Here is a 15,992-nt window from a genome sequence, read left to right on the forward strand (position 1 = left end):
TTACAACAATTTTTTGTGTTTTATTCTTATTGCTGCTTCGAGCCTTTGAGTATTCGTGGCAATACAAGTAGCAACAAAAAATTTTAGGTTCAATTATTGGTTGCTTATTTTTGAAACAAATGGCAACTAGCTTGAAAACGATATTGGTAATTGACGATGAGGAAAAACTGCGGAGCTTGCTTTCCCGGATTATCCGTGCCGAGGGGTTTGAGGTAATAGAAGCAGGCACACTAAAGGAAGGAGCAAAGCAATTGAGTTACAGGCAGGTGGATGTAGTGCTGTGCGACGTAAAGCTGCCCGACGGTAACGGGGTGGACTTTTTAACCACCATTAAGCCAGCCTATCCCGCCATGGAAGTCATCCTGCTTACGGCTTATGGCAATGTGGCCGATGGCGTGCAAGCCATGAAAAATGGTGCATTCGACTATATCATGAAGGGGGATGATAACGATAAAATTATCCCTTTGCTAAACAAAGCATTGGAAAAAGCCCAGTTGCAAAAGCGCATTGAGCAACTAGAGGAACAAGTGGGCAAACGCTATGGCTTTGAAAGCATTTTAGGCGGCTCTACTTTAATCCAGGAAGCTATTACCCTAGCAAAAAGAGTAGCTCCTACTGAGGCAACTGTTTTGCTATTGGGCGAAACAGGCACTGGGAAAGAAGTGTTTGCCCAGGCCATACACAATGGCAGCAAAAGGGCAGGCAAGCCCTTTATGGCATTGAATTGCAGCGCCTTTGGCAAGGAACTGCTGGAAAGCGAAATATTTGGTCACAAAGCAGGTGCATTCACAGGGGCATTGAAAGACAAAAAAGGCTTGATAGAAGAAGCCTCCACTGGCACCTTGTTTTTAGATGAAATTGGCGAGATGAACATAGACCTGCAAAGCAAGCTATTGCGGGTATTAGAAACTAGCGAATTTATAAAGGTAGGCGATACCAAGCCCACCAAGGTAAGCGTGCGCATTATTGCCGCTACCAACCGGGACCTGAAAAATGAAGTACACGAAGGGAAGTTCAGGGAAGATTTGTTTTACCGCCTGAATGTGTTTACCATTTACCTACCTGGCTTGCGCGACAGGAAGAAGGATATACCGCTGTTGGCAAACCACTTTTTGAAAATATTTGCCCAAAAAATAAACCTGCATGTGGAAAGCATGAGCGATGAATTTCTAAGCCACTTGCAACAGCACGACTGGCGTGGCAATATCCGCGAGCTAAAAAACGTGATGGAGCGTGCCGTGATACTGGCAGATAACAGGGAACTGACCCTTGCTAACCTGCCACTGGAAATGCAGTCAGCACATTTGTATGGCAACAATAACTTACTATCTGCATTTGAATTGGCAAGCGTGGAAAAACTACATATCCAAAGGGTGCTGAACCATTGCAAAGGCAACAAAACAGAAACTGCCAAACTGCTCAATATTGGGCTAACAACATTGTACAGGAAGATTGAGGAATATAAACTGTAGGGGTGTATTACATACGCCCCTACGAATACCAGTAAATGCAATCTCATCGAAAATTACAAATTCTAATTTTAAATTCGTTTTTGTAAAACAGTTGTATAACCGAAATGGAAAACACCACTCCGAAATGGAAACTTACCGCCCCAAAATGAAAACTACCACCCCGTTTTGGGGTGGTAGCATGAAAGCCTGTTGAAGACTTGAAAATATTTTTTCAATATTTTTCAATTGTAACATAATCAATCAAACCTATTTATTTACTCCCAACCCACAAATGGCATATTCTTCGCAGCATGTGATTCCATTGCCTGCTGTATGATTAAAAAATTGCTTTAAAATCAATTTTTCAATCTCTTTTAACCATTTATAAACATACATGAACCCTCATCTAAAAAAAGTTACAGCTGCTGGCCTCTTGGTTTCCCTCGGTATTATTTTCGGCGATATTGGTACTTCGCCACTCTATGTTTTTAAAGCTATCATGGGCGAAAGACCTATTAGTGACGAGCTAGTTTATGGCGGTATTTCCTGCGTTTTCTGGACGCTTACGCTTCAAACAACATTCAAATACATCCTGCTTACCTTGCAGGCAGACAATAAAGGCGAGGGCGGCATATTCTCCCTTTATGCGCTTGTGTGGCGTTACCGCCATTGGTTGTACTTCCCGGCCATTGTAGGCGCAGGCACTTTGCTAGCCGATGGCATTATTACCCCACCCATTTCCGTTGCCTCTGCTATTGAAGGCCTGAATGGCGTGAAAGGGATGGAGGAATTAATTGTGCCGGGCAATAACCTTACGGTAGGCATTGTTATCGGTATTATCTCCATGTTGTTTTTCTTCCAGCAGTTTGGCACTAAGGTAGTGGGCAGCTCTTTTGGGCCCATCATGTTTATCTGGTTTAGCATGATCATGTTTTGGGGCATCCTTAGCATTGCGCATTACCCTGCTATATTGGCTGCCTTTAGCCCCTATTATGCTATCCATTTATTAGTACACTATCCCAATGGTTTTTGGCTCCTAGGTGCCGTGTTCCTTTGCACCACAGGTGCAGAAGCATTGTACTCTGATTTGGGGCATTGCGGCAAAAAGAACATACAAGTAAGCTGGATTTTTGTAAAAATAGCTTTGATAGCCAATTATTTTGGCCAAGCGGCTTGGCTGCTGCACAGCGGAAAAACACATTTGGAGGGCTTGAATCCTTTTTATGAAATAATGCCCGACTGGTTCTTGCTGCCAGGCATCATCATTGCTACCTTGGCTACCATTATTGCCAGCCAGGCATTGATTAGTGGCTCGTTTACATTAATCAGCGAAGCGGTAAGCATGAACTTTTGGCCACGCATCACCATTAAATACCCTACCAATATCCGTGGGCAGATTTATATCCCTAGCATCAACTGGTTGTTGTGGGGTGGTTGTGTGGGCATGATGCTTTATTTCAGGGATTCGGGCAAAATGGAAGCAGCTTATGGCTTTTCGATTGTTGTGGCTATGTTGATGACCACCACGTTGATGTTTTACTACATGAAATTTGTAAAAAAATGGGCTTCTTGGCTCATGTTCGCCATATTATTGGTTTTCTTGGTAGTAGAGATTTCTTTCTTTATCACGAATGTGGCCAAAATAAAGCAGCGGTGGATGTTCCTGATATTCGAGATTACCTTGGTGTTTGTAATGTATATCTGGTACAAAGCCCGTAAAATAACCAACCGGTTCCTACAATTTGAGAGCATCAATAATTTTATACCTGCCCTTACAGCCCTAAGCAATAATCACGACGAGGCTAAATATGCCACGCACCTGGTTTACCTTACCAAGGCAAACAGCAAGAAAGCCATTGAAAAAAGGATATTGGAGTCTATATTGACCAAAAGACCAAAGCGGGCAGACGTGTATTGGTTTCTGCATATAGAACGCACAGATGAGCCTTACACCATGGAATACCATGTAGAAGAAATAGAACACGACAAAATAATACGGGTAGAGTTTAGACTTGGTTTCCGCATACAACCACGGATGCACCTTTACTTCAGGAAAGTGATGGAGGAAATGGTAGAACACCATGAGCTAAATGTTTGTGCTAATAGCGACGAGATAGCATTGAACAAGCACAATATTTCGGGCGACATACGCTATGTGATATTGCAACGGTTCCTATCTGTAGAAAATGAATTTTCTGTACAGGAAGGCTTCATCCTCAATTCCTATTTCGCCATTAGCAAAATGGCCCAGACAGACAAAAAAGCTTTTGGCCTAGACTGGAGCGATACCGATGTGGAAAAAATACCATTAGTGGTAGCACCTATACAAAATATACCGCTGAAGCGTACCATGTACCATGCGGCGCCTTCGTTGCATGAGGAACATGCTTAGGATAAAATAGTAGTTAATTTTTCAACGAAGGAAGGCCACAATTTTGTTGTGGCCTTCCTTCGTTGAAAAATGTTTATTTACAGAAAACAATATCTTATTCCCCTTAAAACTTTGTGCTGCTTTGTTTTTGCGTGGGTTTGTGGCGTATCCCTACGCCATTTCTGTATAAAACTGATGGAAATATGGAATGGTTTCAATGCCTTTGTAAAAATTGAACAAATCGAACTTTTCGTTAGGGCTATGCAAGTTGTCGCTATCTAGCCCAAAGCCCATGAATACTATTTTAATGCCTAGTTCTTGCTCAAACAAGGCACAGATTGGTATGCTGCCACCACCACGAACGGGTATAGGCGTTTTGCCAAAAGTAGTAGCAATGGCTTTCTCGGCAGCTTTGTAGGCAATGCTGTTAATAGGGGTTAAATACGGCTCGCCGCCATGGTGTTCAAAAGCCTCTACGGTTACCCCGGCAGGTGCAATGCTTTTAAAATATCCAATCAGTTTTTCGGTAATCACGGCAGATGATTGGTTTGGCACCAAGCGTGCAGAAATTTTTGCATGTGCCTTAGATGGCAATACTGTTTTTGCCCCTTCGCCTGTGTAGCCGCCCCATATACCATTTACTTCCAATGTTGGGCGAATGCCAGTGCGCTCGTTGGTGGTGTAGCCTTTCTCGCCCCACAAAGCATCAATGCCCAAATCCTGTTTGTATTCGCTTTCGCTAAAAGGAGCCTCTGCCATTTTTGCCCTTTCTTCTGTTGAAGACTCAATCACATCATCATAAAAACCGGGGATAGTTATATGGTTATTCTCATCGTGGCAACTTGCTATCATCTTCGCAAGGATTGTGGCAGGGTTGGCTACTGCCCCGCCATATACGCCGCTATGCAAGTCCCGGTTGGGGCCAGTAACGGTTACTTCAATATAGCTAAGCCCACGCACCCCTGTATCTATCGAGGGGGTTTCCATGCTTAGCATGGACGTGTCGCTGATTAATATTACATCTGCTTTAAGCAACTCTTTTTGCTCTTTTACAAAAGTGGCTAGGTTGGGGCTGCCAATTTCTTCTTCGCCTTCAATGATAAACTTCACATTGTTTTGCAAGGTGTTGGTTTTTACCATGGTCTCAAATGCTTTTATGTGCATATAAAACTGCCCTTTGTCGTCGCAGGCACCCCTGGCAAATATCTTTTCATTTCTTATTGTGGGGTCAAAAGGCTGTGTTATCCATGGGTTGCTTGGATCTGAATCGGCGGGCTGCACATCGTAGTGCCCATAAACCAATACTGTTGGCTTGGCAGGGTCAATTATTTTTTCGCCATACACTACCGGGTGGCCTGCCGTTGGGTAAATGGTTACAGTGTCTGCCCCTGCTTCCAGCAAACGCTGCGTTACTACCTCGGCACAGGTTTGCATATCGGGCTGGTGTTCTGTCTTGGCACTAATGCTGGGTATACGCAGTAGTTGCAATAACTCGTCTAAAAAACGTTTTTTATTGGTTTCCTGATAATTTTTCCAAGCTTCCATATTTTGTTTTATTTATTTTGAGAAAAGGTAATGATATTTGTATTAACTTACAGGCAGCGAATTTACTTGTATCTTGTTCTTAATAACAATAAAATATACCATAAAAACAAACAAAAATGAAAAATGTATTAATGATTGCTTTGCTTGTTTCAGCAATGTCATCTTGCAAAAAAAGCACTTCTGATGCTACAACACCCACACCCATAGACACTTTGGCTACTAAACCATTTATTCAGCTAAATGCAGGTAGTTACTGGAAATTTGCACATTTATCAGGAACTGATTCAGCTAGTGCTAGTAAAGATACATTTAAGCTTACCGTGCAAAATGCCGATACACTTATTAATACATATTCATACAAAATGCTTAGCGATAGTGCCAAGAAATATGTATTTTATTACAGGACTGTTGCCGATAGTAATTTCAGGAGGGGTTTGTTCACAAATATCGGAGGTGGAGTTATACCTGATTTAGAAGAGAAATATCTGGTAAATTCCGTTGTAGTAGGTGGCATTTGGTCGCAGGCTTTTTCATTTAAAGTTGTTACGCCTTATCCAGCTACAGTAAGTGCAGTAAATAATTATACCATTAAAAGCTTGGATGATACCCTTACAGTAGCAGGCAAACTATACAGCCATGTAGCTAAGGTTCATTTGGATATGAATATTATCAGCCCACTTACTGCACTTGCAGGAACTGGAGATTTTTACTATGCAAGGGGCATAGGACCTATTAAATATACGCTAAGCGTAAACTTCTTAACTGCACAGGTTTACGAAAATGCAGCCTTGTTAAGTTACTATGTTAAATAATCGCTAGTAGGCTCTGTGTTTTTGGTCTAGGATAATATTATCTAACGTCCACACAATTTTTTCTTTTATAGGCTGTACCCGCACGGTGCAGCTTTTTTTTGTGCATATACTGCAACTAAAAGGCAGGCAGGCATCGGTATGCACGAATAATTCCAAGGAATCGCCAAATTCGTTCCTAATCAACTTTCCAAGTGCCTCCACTTCGTCGTGCGCTTCACGCACATTCAAATACCAAGGCACCGTAAGGTGGCAATCTACGTGAAGCGTGCTGCCATATTTTATTACCCGCAGGTTGTGTAGGTCTATCCAGTTTTCCCGCCTGTTGTTGTTCAATATAGCCAGCAATTGTTCCAACAATTCTATATCTGCCTCGTCCATTATGCCAGCCAGCGAAGCCCTGATAATGGAATAGCCATTGTGCAAAACAAGCAGGCTTACTGCAAATGCCACCACAGCATCAAGCCACACCAAATGCGTGAACACAATAATTACTAGAGCCGCCACAATAGCAAAGGTGGTATAGGTATCTAGTTGCAAATGCTTGCCGCTCGATAGTAATGCTAGCGATTTGTTCTTCTTCCCAATAGATATACAGGCATAGCCCGCAGCGTAGTTAATAATTGCGGTAATAGCCACGAGTATTAAACCAGTATCCAGCGACTCAATAGGCTTTTTTTGAAGGAGGCTGGTGATGGCTTGGTAAATAATCAAACAGCCAGCAGCAATAATTAACGTGCCCTCCGCCGCTGCAGATACAAACTCTGCCTTGCCATGACCATAGGGGTGGTCTTTGTCTTTGGGCTTGGTTACAATATACAGGCTGTACAAGCCGATGAAACCTGCCAGCACGTTTACGATGCTTTCTAGTGCATCGGTTAAGATAGCAAGAGAGTTGGTAAGGTAATAGGCGGCAATTTTAGTGGCAAACAATACCACGCTGAGTATTGTTATCCAAAGCTGTACCCTGAAATTTTGTTGTGCAGGTTGCAAGAGTGAAAAGTATTTGTATTTAAAAATTAGTCAAAAAAAGGAAGCCAAACCTTATTCAGTCTGACTCCCTTTTAAATTGCTATCTTTTACCTGCGTTTCTTAATTCAAAATTTAAAATCCAAAATTTCTATGCTTGCTCGTATCTTTTAGTTATTACATCCCAGTTTACAATATTCCACCAAGCGTTGATATAATCGGGACGTTTGTTTTGGTAACGCAGGTAATATGCGTGTTCCCAAACATCTAGCCCTAATAAAGGCGTGCCTTTTAGCTCGCTTACATCCATCAATGGGTTGTCTTGGTTGGGGGTAGAGCCAATAACCAACTTTTTATCATTGTTTACTACCAGCCATGCCCACCCACTTCCAAAACGGGTTTTGCCCGCATCTGTAAACTGTGTTTTAAAAGTCTCGAAAGAACCAAAATCTTTTTCAATATGTTTTAATAGCTTGCCTTCAGGCTTCATGCTCGATTTTGCCGTTAAACTCTGCCAAAATAATTCGTGGTTATAATGCCCCCCCCCATTGTTGCGGAGCTTGGGTGAATATTTAGAGGTTTTGCTTAGCAAATTTTCAAGCGATATATTTTTTGTGTCAATTTTTTCTGCTGTACACGCATCCGCCAAGTTCTTTGCATAAGCTGCTGCATGTTTCGTATAATGGATTTCCATGGTCATGGCATCAATAGCCATTTCAAGGTCTTTGTAGCCGTATGGCAATGGCTGCTGCGTATAAGGGATTCCAGATAATGGCGTTTGTGTAAACACATTGCCCAGCGATGGCAAAACACTTGCGGACAAAGCCACCGCGGCAGATGTTTTTGCTGCGTCTATTATAAAAGCCCTTCGGCTTGCGTTTTCAGGTGTCATGTATTTTTATTTTTAAAAGTGTAAGTTATCAACAAATTTTTTCACGTTACTAAAAAATCGGTAATACGCTTCTTGGTTAAACAATTGCGAGTCCCGCATAGCTTTGTATGTAAGGAAAACACCAATAGGCACCAATACCATTGTAGAAATCCACATGCCCGTAAAAACGCTTGTTACGTTTTCATGTGCAAGTTTCTCGCCAAAAGTGTTCAGCAAATGAAAAATAACAAAAAAGCCTATGGCAAATACCAACGGTGCGCCCAGCCCGCCCTTGCGGATGATAGCACCTAATGGGGCGCCAATTAAAAACAAAACCACGCAAGCCACTGGCAATGTAAACTTCCTATGCCATTCTATCAGGTGTGCATTCTCGTTTTTTCGTTTTCGTTCATAGTCGTCCGCAATAATGGATATACTGTTTTTTACATTGCTAATGTTGCTGATGCTGCTTTCTAAAACAAGTTGTTTTATAGAATCGGGTATATCTGCCAGAAAAGATTTGGTAGCAACAACAGCTGGCTTGGTTTTAACCCAGCCTGTATCGGCAAACCTTGAAAAAGGCAAATAAGGGTTTACCTCTATCACAGACCTTTTTTGATACAGGGTATCTCCTTGTTGCAAAGAATCTATGGTAGTGTTTAATTGCCTGATGCTTAGCATTTTGGGGTCGTAGCGGAAAGCACTGTCAGTAGTGCTGTTCATGCTAAAGCTTTTCAGGTCAAATACTTTTTTATATGTTTTAAAACCTAGGCGGATGTATTCGGTATTGGTCGTCATCCTCGTCCCTCTTTCGGTATAGCGTACGCCATTGTTCAAGATAAATTCTAGGAACTGCTTGTCTGGGGTTACTCGCATGATGCCTTTTTCGGCAATCAATATATTGTCTTGCAGGTTGTAGTTCTTTTCATAAATCACAATATCGTGTATGGTGCTGTCGTCTTTGTCTTTTTTGCCCAGTTTTATTACATAGCCCTCTATTTTATCATAAAAGACACCTTCTTTTATGTCAAACGAGGGTTTGGAAACAATGATATTGTATTTAATGGTTGCCAGTTTTAGCTGTGCAACAGGTATTATGTTATTGGAAAATAGAAATGCGATGCCGCTAATAAAAAGTGTTACAATCAACAATGGTTGCATAAAACGCAGCAAGGGTATGCCGGCAGATTTGATGGCAACTATTTCAAAGGTTTCGCCAAGGTTTCCAAACGTCATAATAGAAGAAAGCAGCAGGGCTATGGGCAGGGCAAGGGGTATTACATTGGCGGCAACAAAAACAATAAGCTGGAGAATAATGCTTAGTTCCAGACCTTTGCCCACCAAGTCGTCTATATACAGCCAAAAAAACTGCATTACCAGCACAAACATCGCAATTAAAAACGTGGCAATAAATGGCCCTACAAAAGCCCTGATAATTAATATGTCTAATTTTTTTATCACCTACGTAGGAAATTTTGAATTTTATGTTTTAAATTTTGAATTAAGCACTCCCTTTGACTTAATCTCTCATTGGCTTTGCTATCTTCAAAGTGAAATGCCCCTCTTTTCTTTTTTTGCGTTCCTTTGCGAAAATTGCTTTGCGTACTTTGCGGTTAAATCTTTATTTCAATGAATGCAACAAATGTAAAGCTTTCACCAACGGAATTGATGCTGGCAACAGATGCAGGTTTCATTTTAACAAAGAATGGCATCATACAAAAAGTGTATGGGTTATTTGGTGCTATCAGCGAAAGTTGCAAAACTATTGTTGCAACTCACCCTCATTTGCCGCTTGAAATAAAGAACAGCAGTCCAAAGATTTCAAAAGGCGAAAATTATGAAGGCTTGCCGTGGGTAATGCTAGACTACCCAAGATGCTTTTCCAATACTGGCGTGTTTGCTATAAGGCTGTTTTTTTTATGGGGCAATTTTGTTAGTGTTACCCTACATCTGCAAGGAAGTTACCGGGAGCAATTTCAAAACGTGGTTAAAAAACTTGATGCTAAACCTAGAACTTACCCATGGTTTGTTTGCGTGGCCAACGATGCGTGGCAGCATCATTTTAGAAGTGATAATTACCAATTGCTATCAGTTACAAATCAAGAAACAATACAACAGATGCCCTTTGTAAAACTGGCAAAAAAAATCCCACTACAAGAGTGGGACAATATTTATGCTTTTGTTATTGAAACTTTTTCTGAAATACTAAATGCCCTGTAAGCCTACTTACGACTTAACACTTATGACTTACGACTATTTAAGCCCCCAACCTGTGCATCAGCTCCTTCACTTGGTATTTCCAAAGTTGGCTTTGGTCCTTGATGTCGTTTTTCTCGGCAAAGTCGCTGATTACAAAAATGGTTTGGTTTGATATTTCGGTTTGGTCAACCCTAAATTCAAAATATTCGCTTTTGTCATAGTGCAGCCAACGGTACCTTATAAAAACATCTTCCTCCGAATCTACAATTTCTGCCTTGTCTGGTTTTTCGCCATTCCACGAAAAACTGTAAACGCCTTCCCATTCATCTACCTTGTCGGCAAACCATTCCTGCAGGCCTGCAGGGGTACTTAAAAAGTCCCATAATATAGTTGGGGAACACCGAACTGGAAATTCTAGTGTGTATAATTGCCTCTTGCTCATTAATAAATACTTTACCTACATTGTGTAGCAGGGCTGCAATAATAGAAAATAATACATAGCTGCCAAATGTTTTTTTTTATTTAACAGAAAACGGTTATTATATTTTTACAACATAGGCACATAGCCACATAGTTTTAGGGGGAAAAAGGAGAAAATATAGGTATGCTACCTAGTAAAATTCCCCAAAGAAAAGTGTGTGCTAAAAGAATAGAAATAGCAAACGTTTTCCATTCTGTATATAAATTTACTTTTGATGTCCACATTCAAAACATTCGATTAACTAAACTTAAAAGATGCCTACACTATATATACTAGCAGGCCCCAATGGGCTGGCAAAACAACAGCCTCTAAAATTTTATTGGGGGCATTTCAAATCTTCGCTTTTTATGGGCCTTTTTTTGAAGAGGCTTTACTATTTGATTGTGAAAGCCCCACCCTAAATCCCGACCTCACCCGAACCCTCTCCAAAGGGAATGTAGGGCAAGAACAAGGGAAAGCGAGCAAGAACAAAGGAGGGGAATGCGAAGGCTTAAGCGAATACTTCAACTGGGGTTATTTTTTGTTTTTCGGTGGTTTATTTTTTTTGCTATTTCCCTTTTTTTGCCTTTAACTCATTGATATTCAGTTGTTTATGTTTTTTTGGCCTCATTTTTTATTATAATTTAAGTGAATTTTATGATAATTTGTTGATAATGGAATGATAGTTTTATTATAGTAGAATGATAATTTATTGATAAGAAACCTATAAGATTTTGATGGTGGATTATCATTTTCCCAAGACAACTAATATCCGATGCAGGAGGCAAGGCCAAGATGCCCCTAGTTGCTCCTTTAATGTAAAAGTCGGATACATAAGTATATAGTCCAAAATAAAAATCCTATATGGGGGAAATATGCCCCCATGAGCATCCCAAAATTCCCCCATATAGGATGCTTGCTGGCAGCAAACAGCAGGGATTGACTTATTACAGGAATAAATATTTCGTACTTCTGCCAAATTGAAAACAACAAAAAAGCGAAATTTTGAAATGCACCCATTTTATTGCCAGAGGTTTTTAATTGTTCCGTATTTTTAAATGCGGATGAAATTGCAGCGGAGTTAAATCCCTTAGATGTCGAAGCCGCTGCTTTGCAAGCTGGGAGAATAATGTTGAACCAGATTGATGAAAATATTGCATTAAAAAGAACCTTTTGTATAGAAACAACATTGGCTACTAAAAGTTATTTAAATTTGATAAGGAAAGTGCAGTTGCTGGGCTATGAAGTAATCTTGCTTTTCTTTTATTTGCCTTCTGTTGAATTGGCAAAACTAAGGGTAGCAAGTAGGGTAAAGAAAGGTGGGCACAATATACCAAGCGAGGTTGTTGAAAGAAGGTATACACTTGGTATCCAAAATTTGTTTAAATTTATCAAAATAGTTGACCACTGGTCAGTTTATAAAAACGATATTTCTCCTCCTGTTATAATAGCTGAAGGTGAATTTGAAAATAATTATAAAATACATAACCTTGAATTATGGGAGTCGTTAAAAAAAATATAGAATTGTCTTAAGCGCATCAAGATTTACAAACAAAAATTGAAATAGCTTTAAAAAAAGTATCAGAAAACCTAATAGCAGAAACAAAAGCAAAAAACAGCTATTTGGTTGTATCTGGAGAAAATGGGGAAATTAAAAAAGTGAATGCGAAAGATTTATAACTCCTTCTAAAACCAAAACTACACAAGGGCAATCGCTTGCTCATATCCATAAATATGCAAATCATTTCGTCGGTGATATGCCATGCTGTATATTTGCATCCAATAGTGCCTGCAAGTGTTGCAGGCACTTTTATCAATTACTTATTCCACTCTGCCAGCAATGTTTAATTCGTTAAGTGAAAAATTAGAATCGGCCTTCAAGAATATGAAAGGCCAAGGCCGTATAAACGACCTGAACGTAGCCAATACCATCAAGGAAATACGCCGTGCATTGATAGATGCCGACGTGAACTTTAAAATAGCCAAGGAATTTACCGACAGGGTTAAGGAAAAAGCAACGGGTGAAAAGGTAATCAATGCCATTAGCCCAGGTCAGTTGATGGTGAAAATAGTAAAAGACGAGCTGACCGAGCTGATGGGTGGGAAGGAAGCACAGTTTAATATTACTGGCAACCCGGCTGTGATATTGATTGCTGGCTTGCAGGGTAGTGGTAAAACTACATTTACAGGGAAGCTTGCCCACTACCTGAAAACCAAAAAAGGCAAAAGCCCACTGTTGGTAGCAGCTGACGTATATAGGCCTGCGGCGATAGACCAGTTGACTGTTTTGGCTGGGCAAGTTGGCGTGGAAATATATGCTGAAAGGGACAATACAGACCCCGTTTCTATAGCACTGAATGCCATAAAAGAAGCAAAAGCAAAAAACAAGAATGTTGTTATAATAGACACGGCTGGCCGGTTGGCCATAGACGAGGCCATGATGACAGAAGTAGCCAATATAAAAGCCGCCGTGAGCCCTACGGAGATTTTGTTTGTTGTAGATGCCATGACTGGGCAAGATGCTGTGAACACTGCAAAAGCGTTTAACGACCGCCTCGATTTTAGTGGCGTGGTATTGACAAAACTTGATGGCGATACCCGTGGTGGTGCTGCCCTTACCATTAAATACACCGTGAATAAACCCATAAAGTTTATGAGCAGTGGCGAAAAAATGGATACGCTGGATATTTTTTATCCAGAGCGTATGGCACAGCGTATCCTAGGCATGGGCGATATTACCAGCTTGGTAGAAAAGGCACAGGAGCAATATGACGAGGTACAGGCAAAAAGGCTGGAATCGAAAATAAGGAAGAACCAATTTGATTTCCAAGACTTTTTGGACCAATTGCAACAGATTAAAAAAATGGGTAACCTGAAAGACCTGATGGGCATGATACCGGGCATTGGGAAAGCCATAAAAGACGTGGAGATTGACAACAATAGCTTCAAAGTTTTTGAAAGCATGATACAAAGCATGACCCCTGCCGAAAGAGCCAACCCAGACTTGCTGAACCCCAGCCGGAAGACTAGGATTGCGAAAGGGGCTGGGAAAAACGTGCACGATGTAAACCAGTTTATCAAGCAGTTTGAGCAAATGAAACAAATGATGAGCATGATGAACAAAGGCGGTATGCCAAACCTAGGCATGATGCCGGGAATGAGAAGAAAATAATGCTCGCAGGCAAAGAGGCAATAGAAAATAGCCACAAAGACCCTAAAGCACAAAGAAGCACGAAGGAATTAAACTATAGTTAGTAAGTTTTCATGTGGTTGACATGAAAAGAAAGATGTGTTACTTTCCAAAAACTTATTTCGTTTTTTTTTATTTAAAACTTTGTGCTGCTTTGTGTCTTTGAGCCTTTGTGGCAAAAATTAAGAAAAATTCTTTTTTAAGAAAGCGGCATACATCTTCCTCCACGGCTCCCATTGGGGTTGGGTGGTTAAAAAATGATTGTGGCAAATGGTAACCAACTGGCCGCCCGCTTGCTTTACCACATCGTGGTACTGCTGCAATTCCTCGGCGGCTTCCTCAGCAGAAAAGTGCTGCTCGAAAAAAGAGTTGGCCTCCATATAGCAAAAGGGGCGGAGCAACATTTTTGTAGCTTCATCCCTTTCTAAATCGTACCAAAAAAATGGCGATGCCACCGATGCCCTGAAACCATTGATACTGCCATAGCCCATTGAATAATCTTCTGTAATGCCTGTGCTAATTAAAGCACGATAGGTTTTTGGCAAAGTAAGGCGTATATAATGTTGCCTGCTAAATATGCAAGGCTGCTGCGTGATATGTTGCAGGCTTTTTATTTCCTCTACCAATAAACCGTCTTCATCGCCACTTTGCCAAGAAGGATGTATGCCTACCTTATACTTAGCAGCATGTTTCTTTACCAATTGCTGCATACCCTTAACCCGAGGGGAAATGTTTCTATCGTAAATACCTCTTTTTTTAGCAAGCAGGAAAAAGTAAACAGGGCTTAGCTGGTAATGCTTGTGCATTGTATGTAGCCAATCATATACATCGAAGGGGTCAGGCTTTGTGCCGCTATAAACATTCGCACGTTCCATTAGCTTTTCAAAATTGCCGTTTGCCAAATCCTTGAAAAAGCCGCCGACATTCTTCCAAAGTGGCTGATACCTGTATGCGTAGGCAATGTCTATGTCGTAGGTAGGACAAAAAGTGAATGGTGAGTGGTCAGTGGTGAGACCCCACACTGCTACTGGCTGGCGGTTTACAATGCTCAATTCACGGTCTGCTATTTGTAATTGCCTCATCAAATCTTGCACCCAAAAATTAACTACGGGAAGGGCAAGGAAATTGTTTTTATAAGCCACGGAATTGATATGTGCATACCTCCCATATACATCTTTTTCGTGCGGCAGGTACTCCTCGTATCGGCTAAGTAGGTAAAATATAGCTGCAAATACATCAAAACCGTGGTTATCATTTTTACTAGTAAAAAAACAGGCATTGCCCCTGCATTGGACAATATTTATTTCAATTGGGTCTATTGTGGTTTGAAACAAAAGTGTATGCGGCTGTATATGGTAGCCAACGCCATGCAGCTTTTCTTCGCTGTAATTTATTTTAATATCGCGCGAATGTGTGAATGCCTCAATGTCTGTTGTTAACAGGAATGGCTGCCCAACAATGCTTCCAATAAATTGCAGGGCGTATTGTAAGCGGGGCGTTGAAGAATGAGAGTAGAGCAGCAAAATTATTGGGGTTTGTAAATGTCTTGCAGGGTAAAATTAAATTGCTTTATCATAAAGCTGACCAACGGCAAAACTGATATTTAAGGCTTTAAGTGAAATGATGTCTTTAGCGTCACTAAATGTTTCTGACTGCCATTTGCCCTTTGCATCGTTTGAATAAAAAAATACTTTTTGCTGTTTTTGCTCCATGCACAAATAATATTGCAGGGTGTTTATTTTTTGGTACTGGATAAATTTATCCGTGAGGTCGAAACGACGGGTACTTTTTGACAGCACTTCTAATATTAAAACCGCTTCGCTGCTAAAATATTCATGTACATCTGGGTGGCATATCATTACATCGGGGTAAAAAAAATTGCCATCTGGCGTTTTTGCTTTTATCATTTCGCCAAAAACCTGATAATTAGTCCCATGTAACAAACGTGTAAATAGTACGCTGATAGCCAACGTAAGATAGTAGTGCTCTTTGGATACGCCACTCATAACAAATAAATTTCCATTAATCAATTCATGCCGCTCCTCGTTTTGCTCCTCAAACAAAAGGTATTCCTCCTCGCTTGTGATTGTTTTATGGATGATTGCCTGTTTCATGCCTTTGATTGTT

At 40.7% G+C, this 15,992-nt stretch carries 13 protein-coding genes and 1 pseudogene; 7 read left to right on the top strand and 7 right to left on the bottom strand.

What is annotated here, in order from left to right; all coding sequences use genetic code 11:
- Positions 1–119 precede the first annotated feature (119 nt).
- The gene (locus tag ACHFIY_RS06400) at positions 120–1,472 is read left to right on the top strand and encodes a sigma-54-dependent transcriptional regulator (protein WP_410845240.1); all 1,353 of its coding nucleotides are present in this window, start codon (positions 120–122) and stop codon (positions 1,470–1,472) included.
- Positions 1,473–1,845: 373 nt separating this feature from the next.
- Complete coding sequence (locus ACHFIY_RS06405) at positions 1,846–3,843, top strand: KUP/HAK/KT family potassium transporter (protein WP_410845241.1); 1,998 nt, start codon at positions 1,846–1,848, stop codon at positions 3,841–3,843.
- Positions 3,844–3,993: 150 nt separating this feature from the next.
- Here the strand turns inward: ACHFIY_RS06405 and ACHFIY_RS06410 are convergent, their stop codons facing one another.
- Complete coding sequence (locus ACHFIY_RS06410) at positions 3,994–5,367, bottom strand: dipeptidase (protein ID WP_410845242.1); 1,374 nt, start codon at positions 5,365–5,367, stop codon at positions 3,994–3,996.
- Between the two features lie 116 nt (positions 5,368–5,483).
- Between ACHFIY_RS06410 and ACHFIY_RS06415 the strand changes: the two genes are divergently transcribed.
- Positions 5,484–6,179: a hypothetical protein gene (locus tag ACHFIY_RS06415; protein WP_410845243.1), complete on the top strand. Its 696-nt coding sequence runs from the start codon at positions 5,484–5,486 to the stop codon at positions 6,177–6,179.
- A 3-nt stretch (positions 6,180–6,182) separates the two neighbouring features.
- On the opposite strand, the gene ACHFIY_RS06420 is transcribed toward ACHFIY_RS06415, so the two are convergent.
- The 3 genes from ACHFIY_RS06420 to ACHFIY_RS06430 all read right to left on the bottom strand — a co-directional run bounded on the left by ACHFIY_RS06420 (position 6,183) and on the right by ACHFIY_RS06430 (position 9,477).
- Entirely contained in the window at positions 6,183–7,169 is a 987-nt protein-coding gene (locus ACHFIY_RS06420; RefSeq protein ID WP_410845244.1) for a cation diffusion facilitator family transporter, read from the bottom strand.
- A 127-nt stretch (positions 7,170–7,296) separates the two neighbouring features.
- Positions 7,297–8,037, bottom strand: coding sequence for a superoxide dismutase (locus tag ACHFIY_RS06425; RefSeq protein ID WP_489685638.1), 741 nt, complete (start codon positions 8,035–8,037; stop codon positions 7,297–7,299).
- Positions 8,038–8,049: 12 nt separating this feature from the next.
- A complete protein-coding gene (locus ACHFIY_RS06430; protein WP_410845245.1) occupies positions 8,050–9,477 on the bottom strand; it encodes an LptF/LptG family permease in 1,428 nt (475 codons plus the stop codon).
- A gap of 168 nt (positions 9,478–9,645) precedes the next feature.
- Between ACHFIY_RS06430 and ACHFIY_RS06435 the strand changes: the two genes are divergently transcribed.
- Positions 9,646–10,236: a hypothetical protein gene (locus tag ACHFIY_RS06435; RefSeq protein ID WP_410845246.1), complete on the top strand. Its 591-nt coding sequence runs from the start codon at positions 9,646–9,648 to the stop codon at positions 10,234–10,236.
- A gap of 37 nt (positions 10,237–10,273) precedes the next feature.
- Here the strand turns inward: ACHFIY_RS06435 and ACHFIY_RS06440 are convergent, their stop codons facing one another.
- Positions 10,274–10,657, bottom strand: a complete 384-nt coding sequence (locus tag ACHFIY_RS06440; RefSeq protein ID WP_410845247.1) for an START-like domain-containing protein — start codon at positions 10,655–10,657, stop codon at positions 10,274–10,276.
- Between the two features lie 1,042 nt (positions 10,658–11,699).
- On the opposite strand from ACHFIY_RS06440, the gene ACHFIY_RS06445 reads away from it, so the two are divergent.
- The 3 genes and pseudogenes from ACHFIY_RS06445 (at position 11,700) to ffh (ending at position 13,847) form a co-directional block, all read left to right on the top strand.
- Positions 11,700–12,197, top strand: a complete 498-nt coding sequence (locus tag ACHFIY_RS06445) for an ATPase (protein ID WP_410845248.1) — start codon at positions 11,700–11,702, stop codon at positions 12,195–12,197.
- A gap of 29 nt (positions 12,198–12,226) precedes the next feature.
- Positions 12,227–12,355, top strand: a pseudogene (locus tag ACHFIY_RS19355) (hypothetical protein); the annotation flags it as partial.
- Between the two features lie 160 nt (positions 12,356–12,515).
- Positions 12,516–13,847 (top strand): signal recognition particle protein, encoded by a 1,332-nt coding sequence (gene ffh, locus ACHFIY_RS06450; protein ID WP_410845249.1) that lies wholly within the window; start codon positions 12,516–12,518, stop codon positions 13,845–13,847.
- Between the two features lie 200 nt (positions 13,848–14,047).
- On the opposite strand, the gene ACHFIY_RS06455 is transcribed toward ffh, so the two are convergent.
- Both ACHFIY_RS06455 and ACHFIY_RS06460 read right to left on the bottom strand, forming a co-directional pair.
- The gene (locus ACHFIY_RS06455; protein ID WP_410845250.1) at positions 14,048–15,388 is read right to left on the bottom strand and encodes a DUF7033 domain-containing protein; all 1,341 of its coding nucleotides are present in this window, start codon (positions 15,386–15,388) and stop codon (positions 14,048–14,050) included.
- Positions 15,389–15,424: 36 nt separating this feature from the next.
- Entirely contained in the window at positions 15,425–15,979 is a 555-nt protein-coding gene (locus ACHFIY_RS06460; RefSeq protein WP_410845251.1) for a Uma2 family endonuclease, read from the bottom strand.
- Between the last annotated feature and the right edge of the window lie 13 nt (positions 15,980–15,992).

The organism is Parasediminibacterium schistidii (assembly GCF_046546515.1).
In the GTDB taxonomy this organism is placed as follows: Bacteria; Bacteroidota; Bacteroidia; order Chitinophagales; family Chitinophagaceae; genus Parasediminibacterium.

What these genes read in the sequence shown, in the direction of transcription:
- ACHFIY_RS06400 (WP_410845240.1), top strand. Translation starts at nt 120, where the DNA reads ATGGCAACTAGCTTGAAAACGATATTGGTAATTGACGATGAGGAAAAA.
- ACHFIY_RS06405 (WP_410845241.1), top strand. Translation starts at nt 1,846, where the DNA reads ATGAACCCTCATCTAAAAAAAGTTACAGCTGCTGGCCTCTTGGTTTCC.
- ACHFIY_RS06410 (WP_410845242.1), bottom strand. Translation starts at nt 5,367, where the DNA reads ATGGAAGCTTGGAAAAATTATCAGGAAACCAATAAAAAACGTTTTTTA.
- ACHFIY_RS06415 (WP_410845243.1), top strand. Translation starts at nt 5,484, where the DNA reads ATGAAAAATGTATTAATGATTGCTTTGCTTGTTTCAGCAATGTCATCT.
- ACHFIY_RS06425 (WP_489685638.1), bottom strand. Translation starts at nt 8,037, where the DNA reads ATGACACCTGAAAACGCAAGCCGAAGGGCTTTTATAATAGACGCAGCA.
- ACHFIY_RS06435 (WP_410845246.1), top strand. Translation starts at nt 9,646, where the DNA reads ATGAATGCAACAAATGTAAAGCTTTCACCAACGGAATTGATGCTGGCA.
- ACHFIY_RS06440 (WP_410845247.1), bottom strand. Translation starts at nt 10,657, where the DNA reads ATGAGCAAGAGGCAATTATACACACTAGAATTTCCAGTTCGGTGTTCC.
- ffh (WP_410845249.1), top strand. Translation starts at nt 12,516, where the DNA reads ATGTTTAATTCGTTAAGTGAAAAATTAGAATCGGCCTTCAAGAATATG.
- ACHFIY_RS06460 (WP_410845251.1), bottom strand. Translation starts at nt 15,979, where the DNA reads ATGAAACAGGCAATCATCCATAAAACAATCACAAGCGAGGAGGAATAC.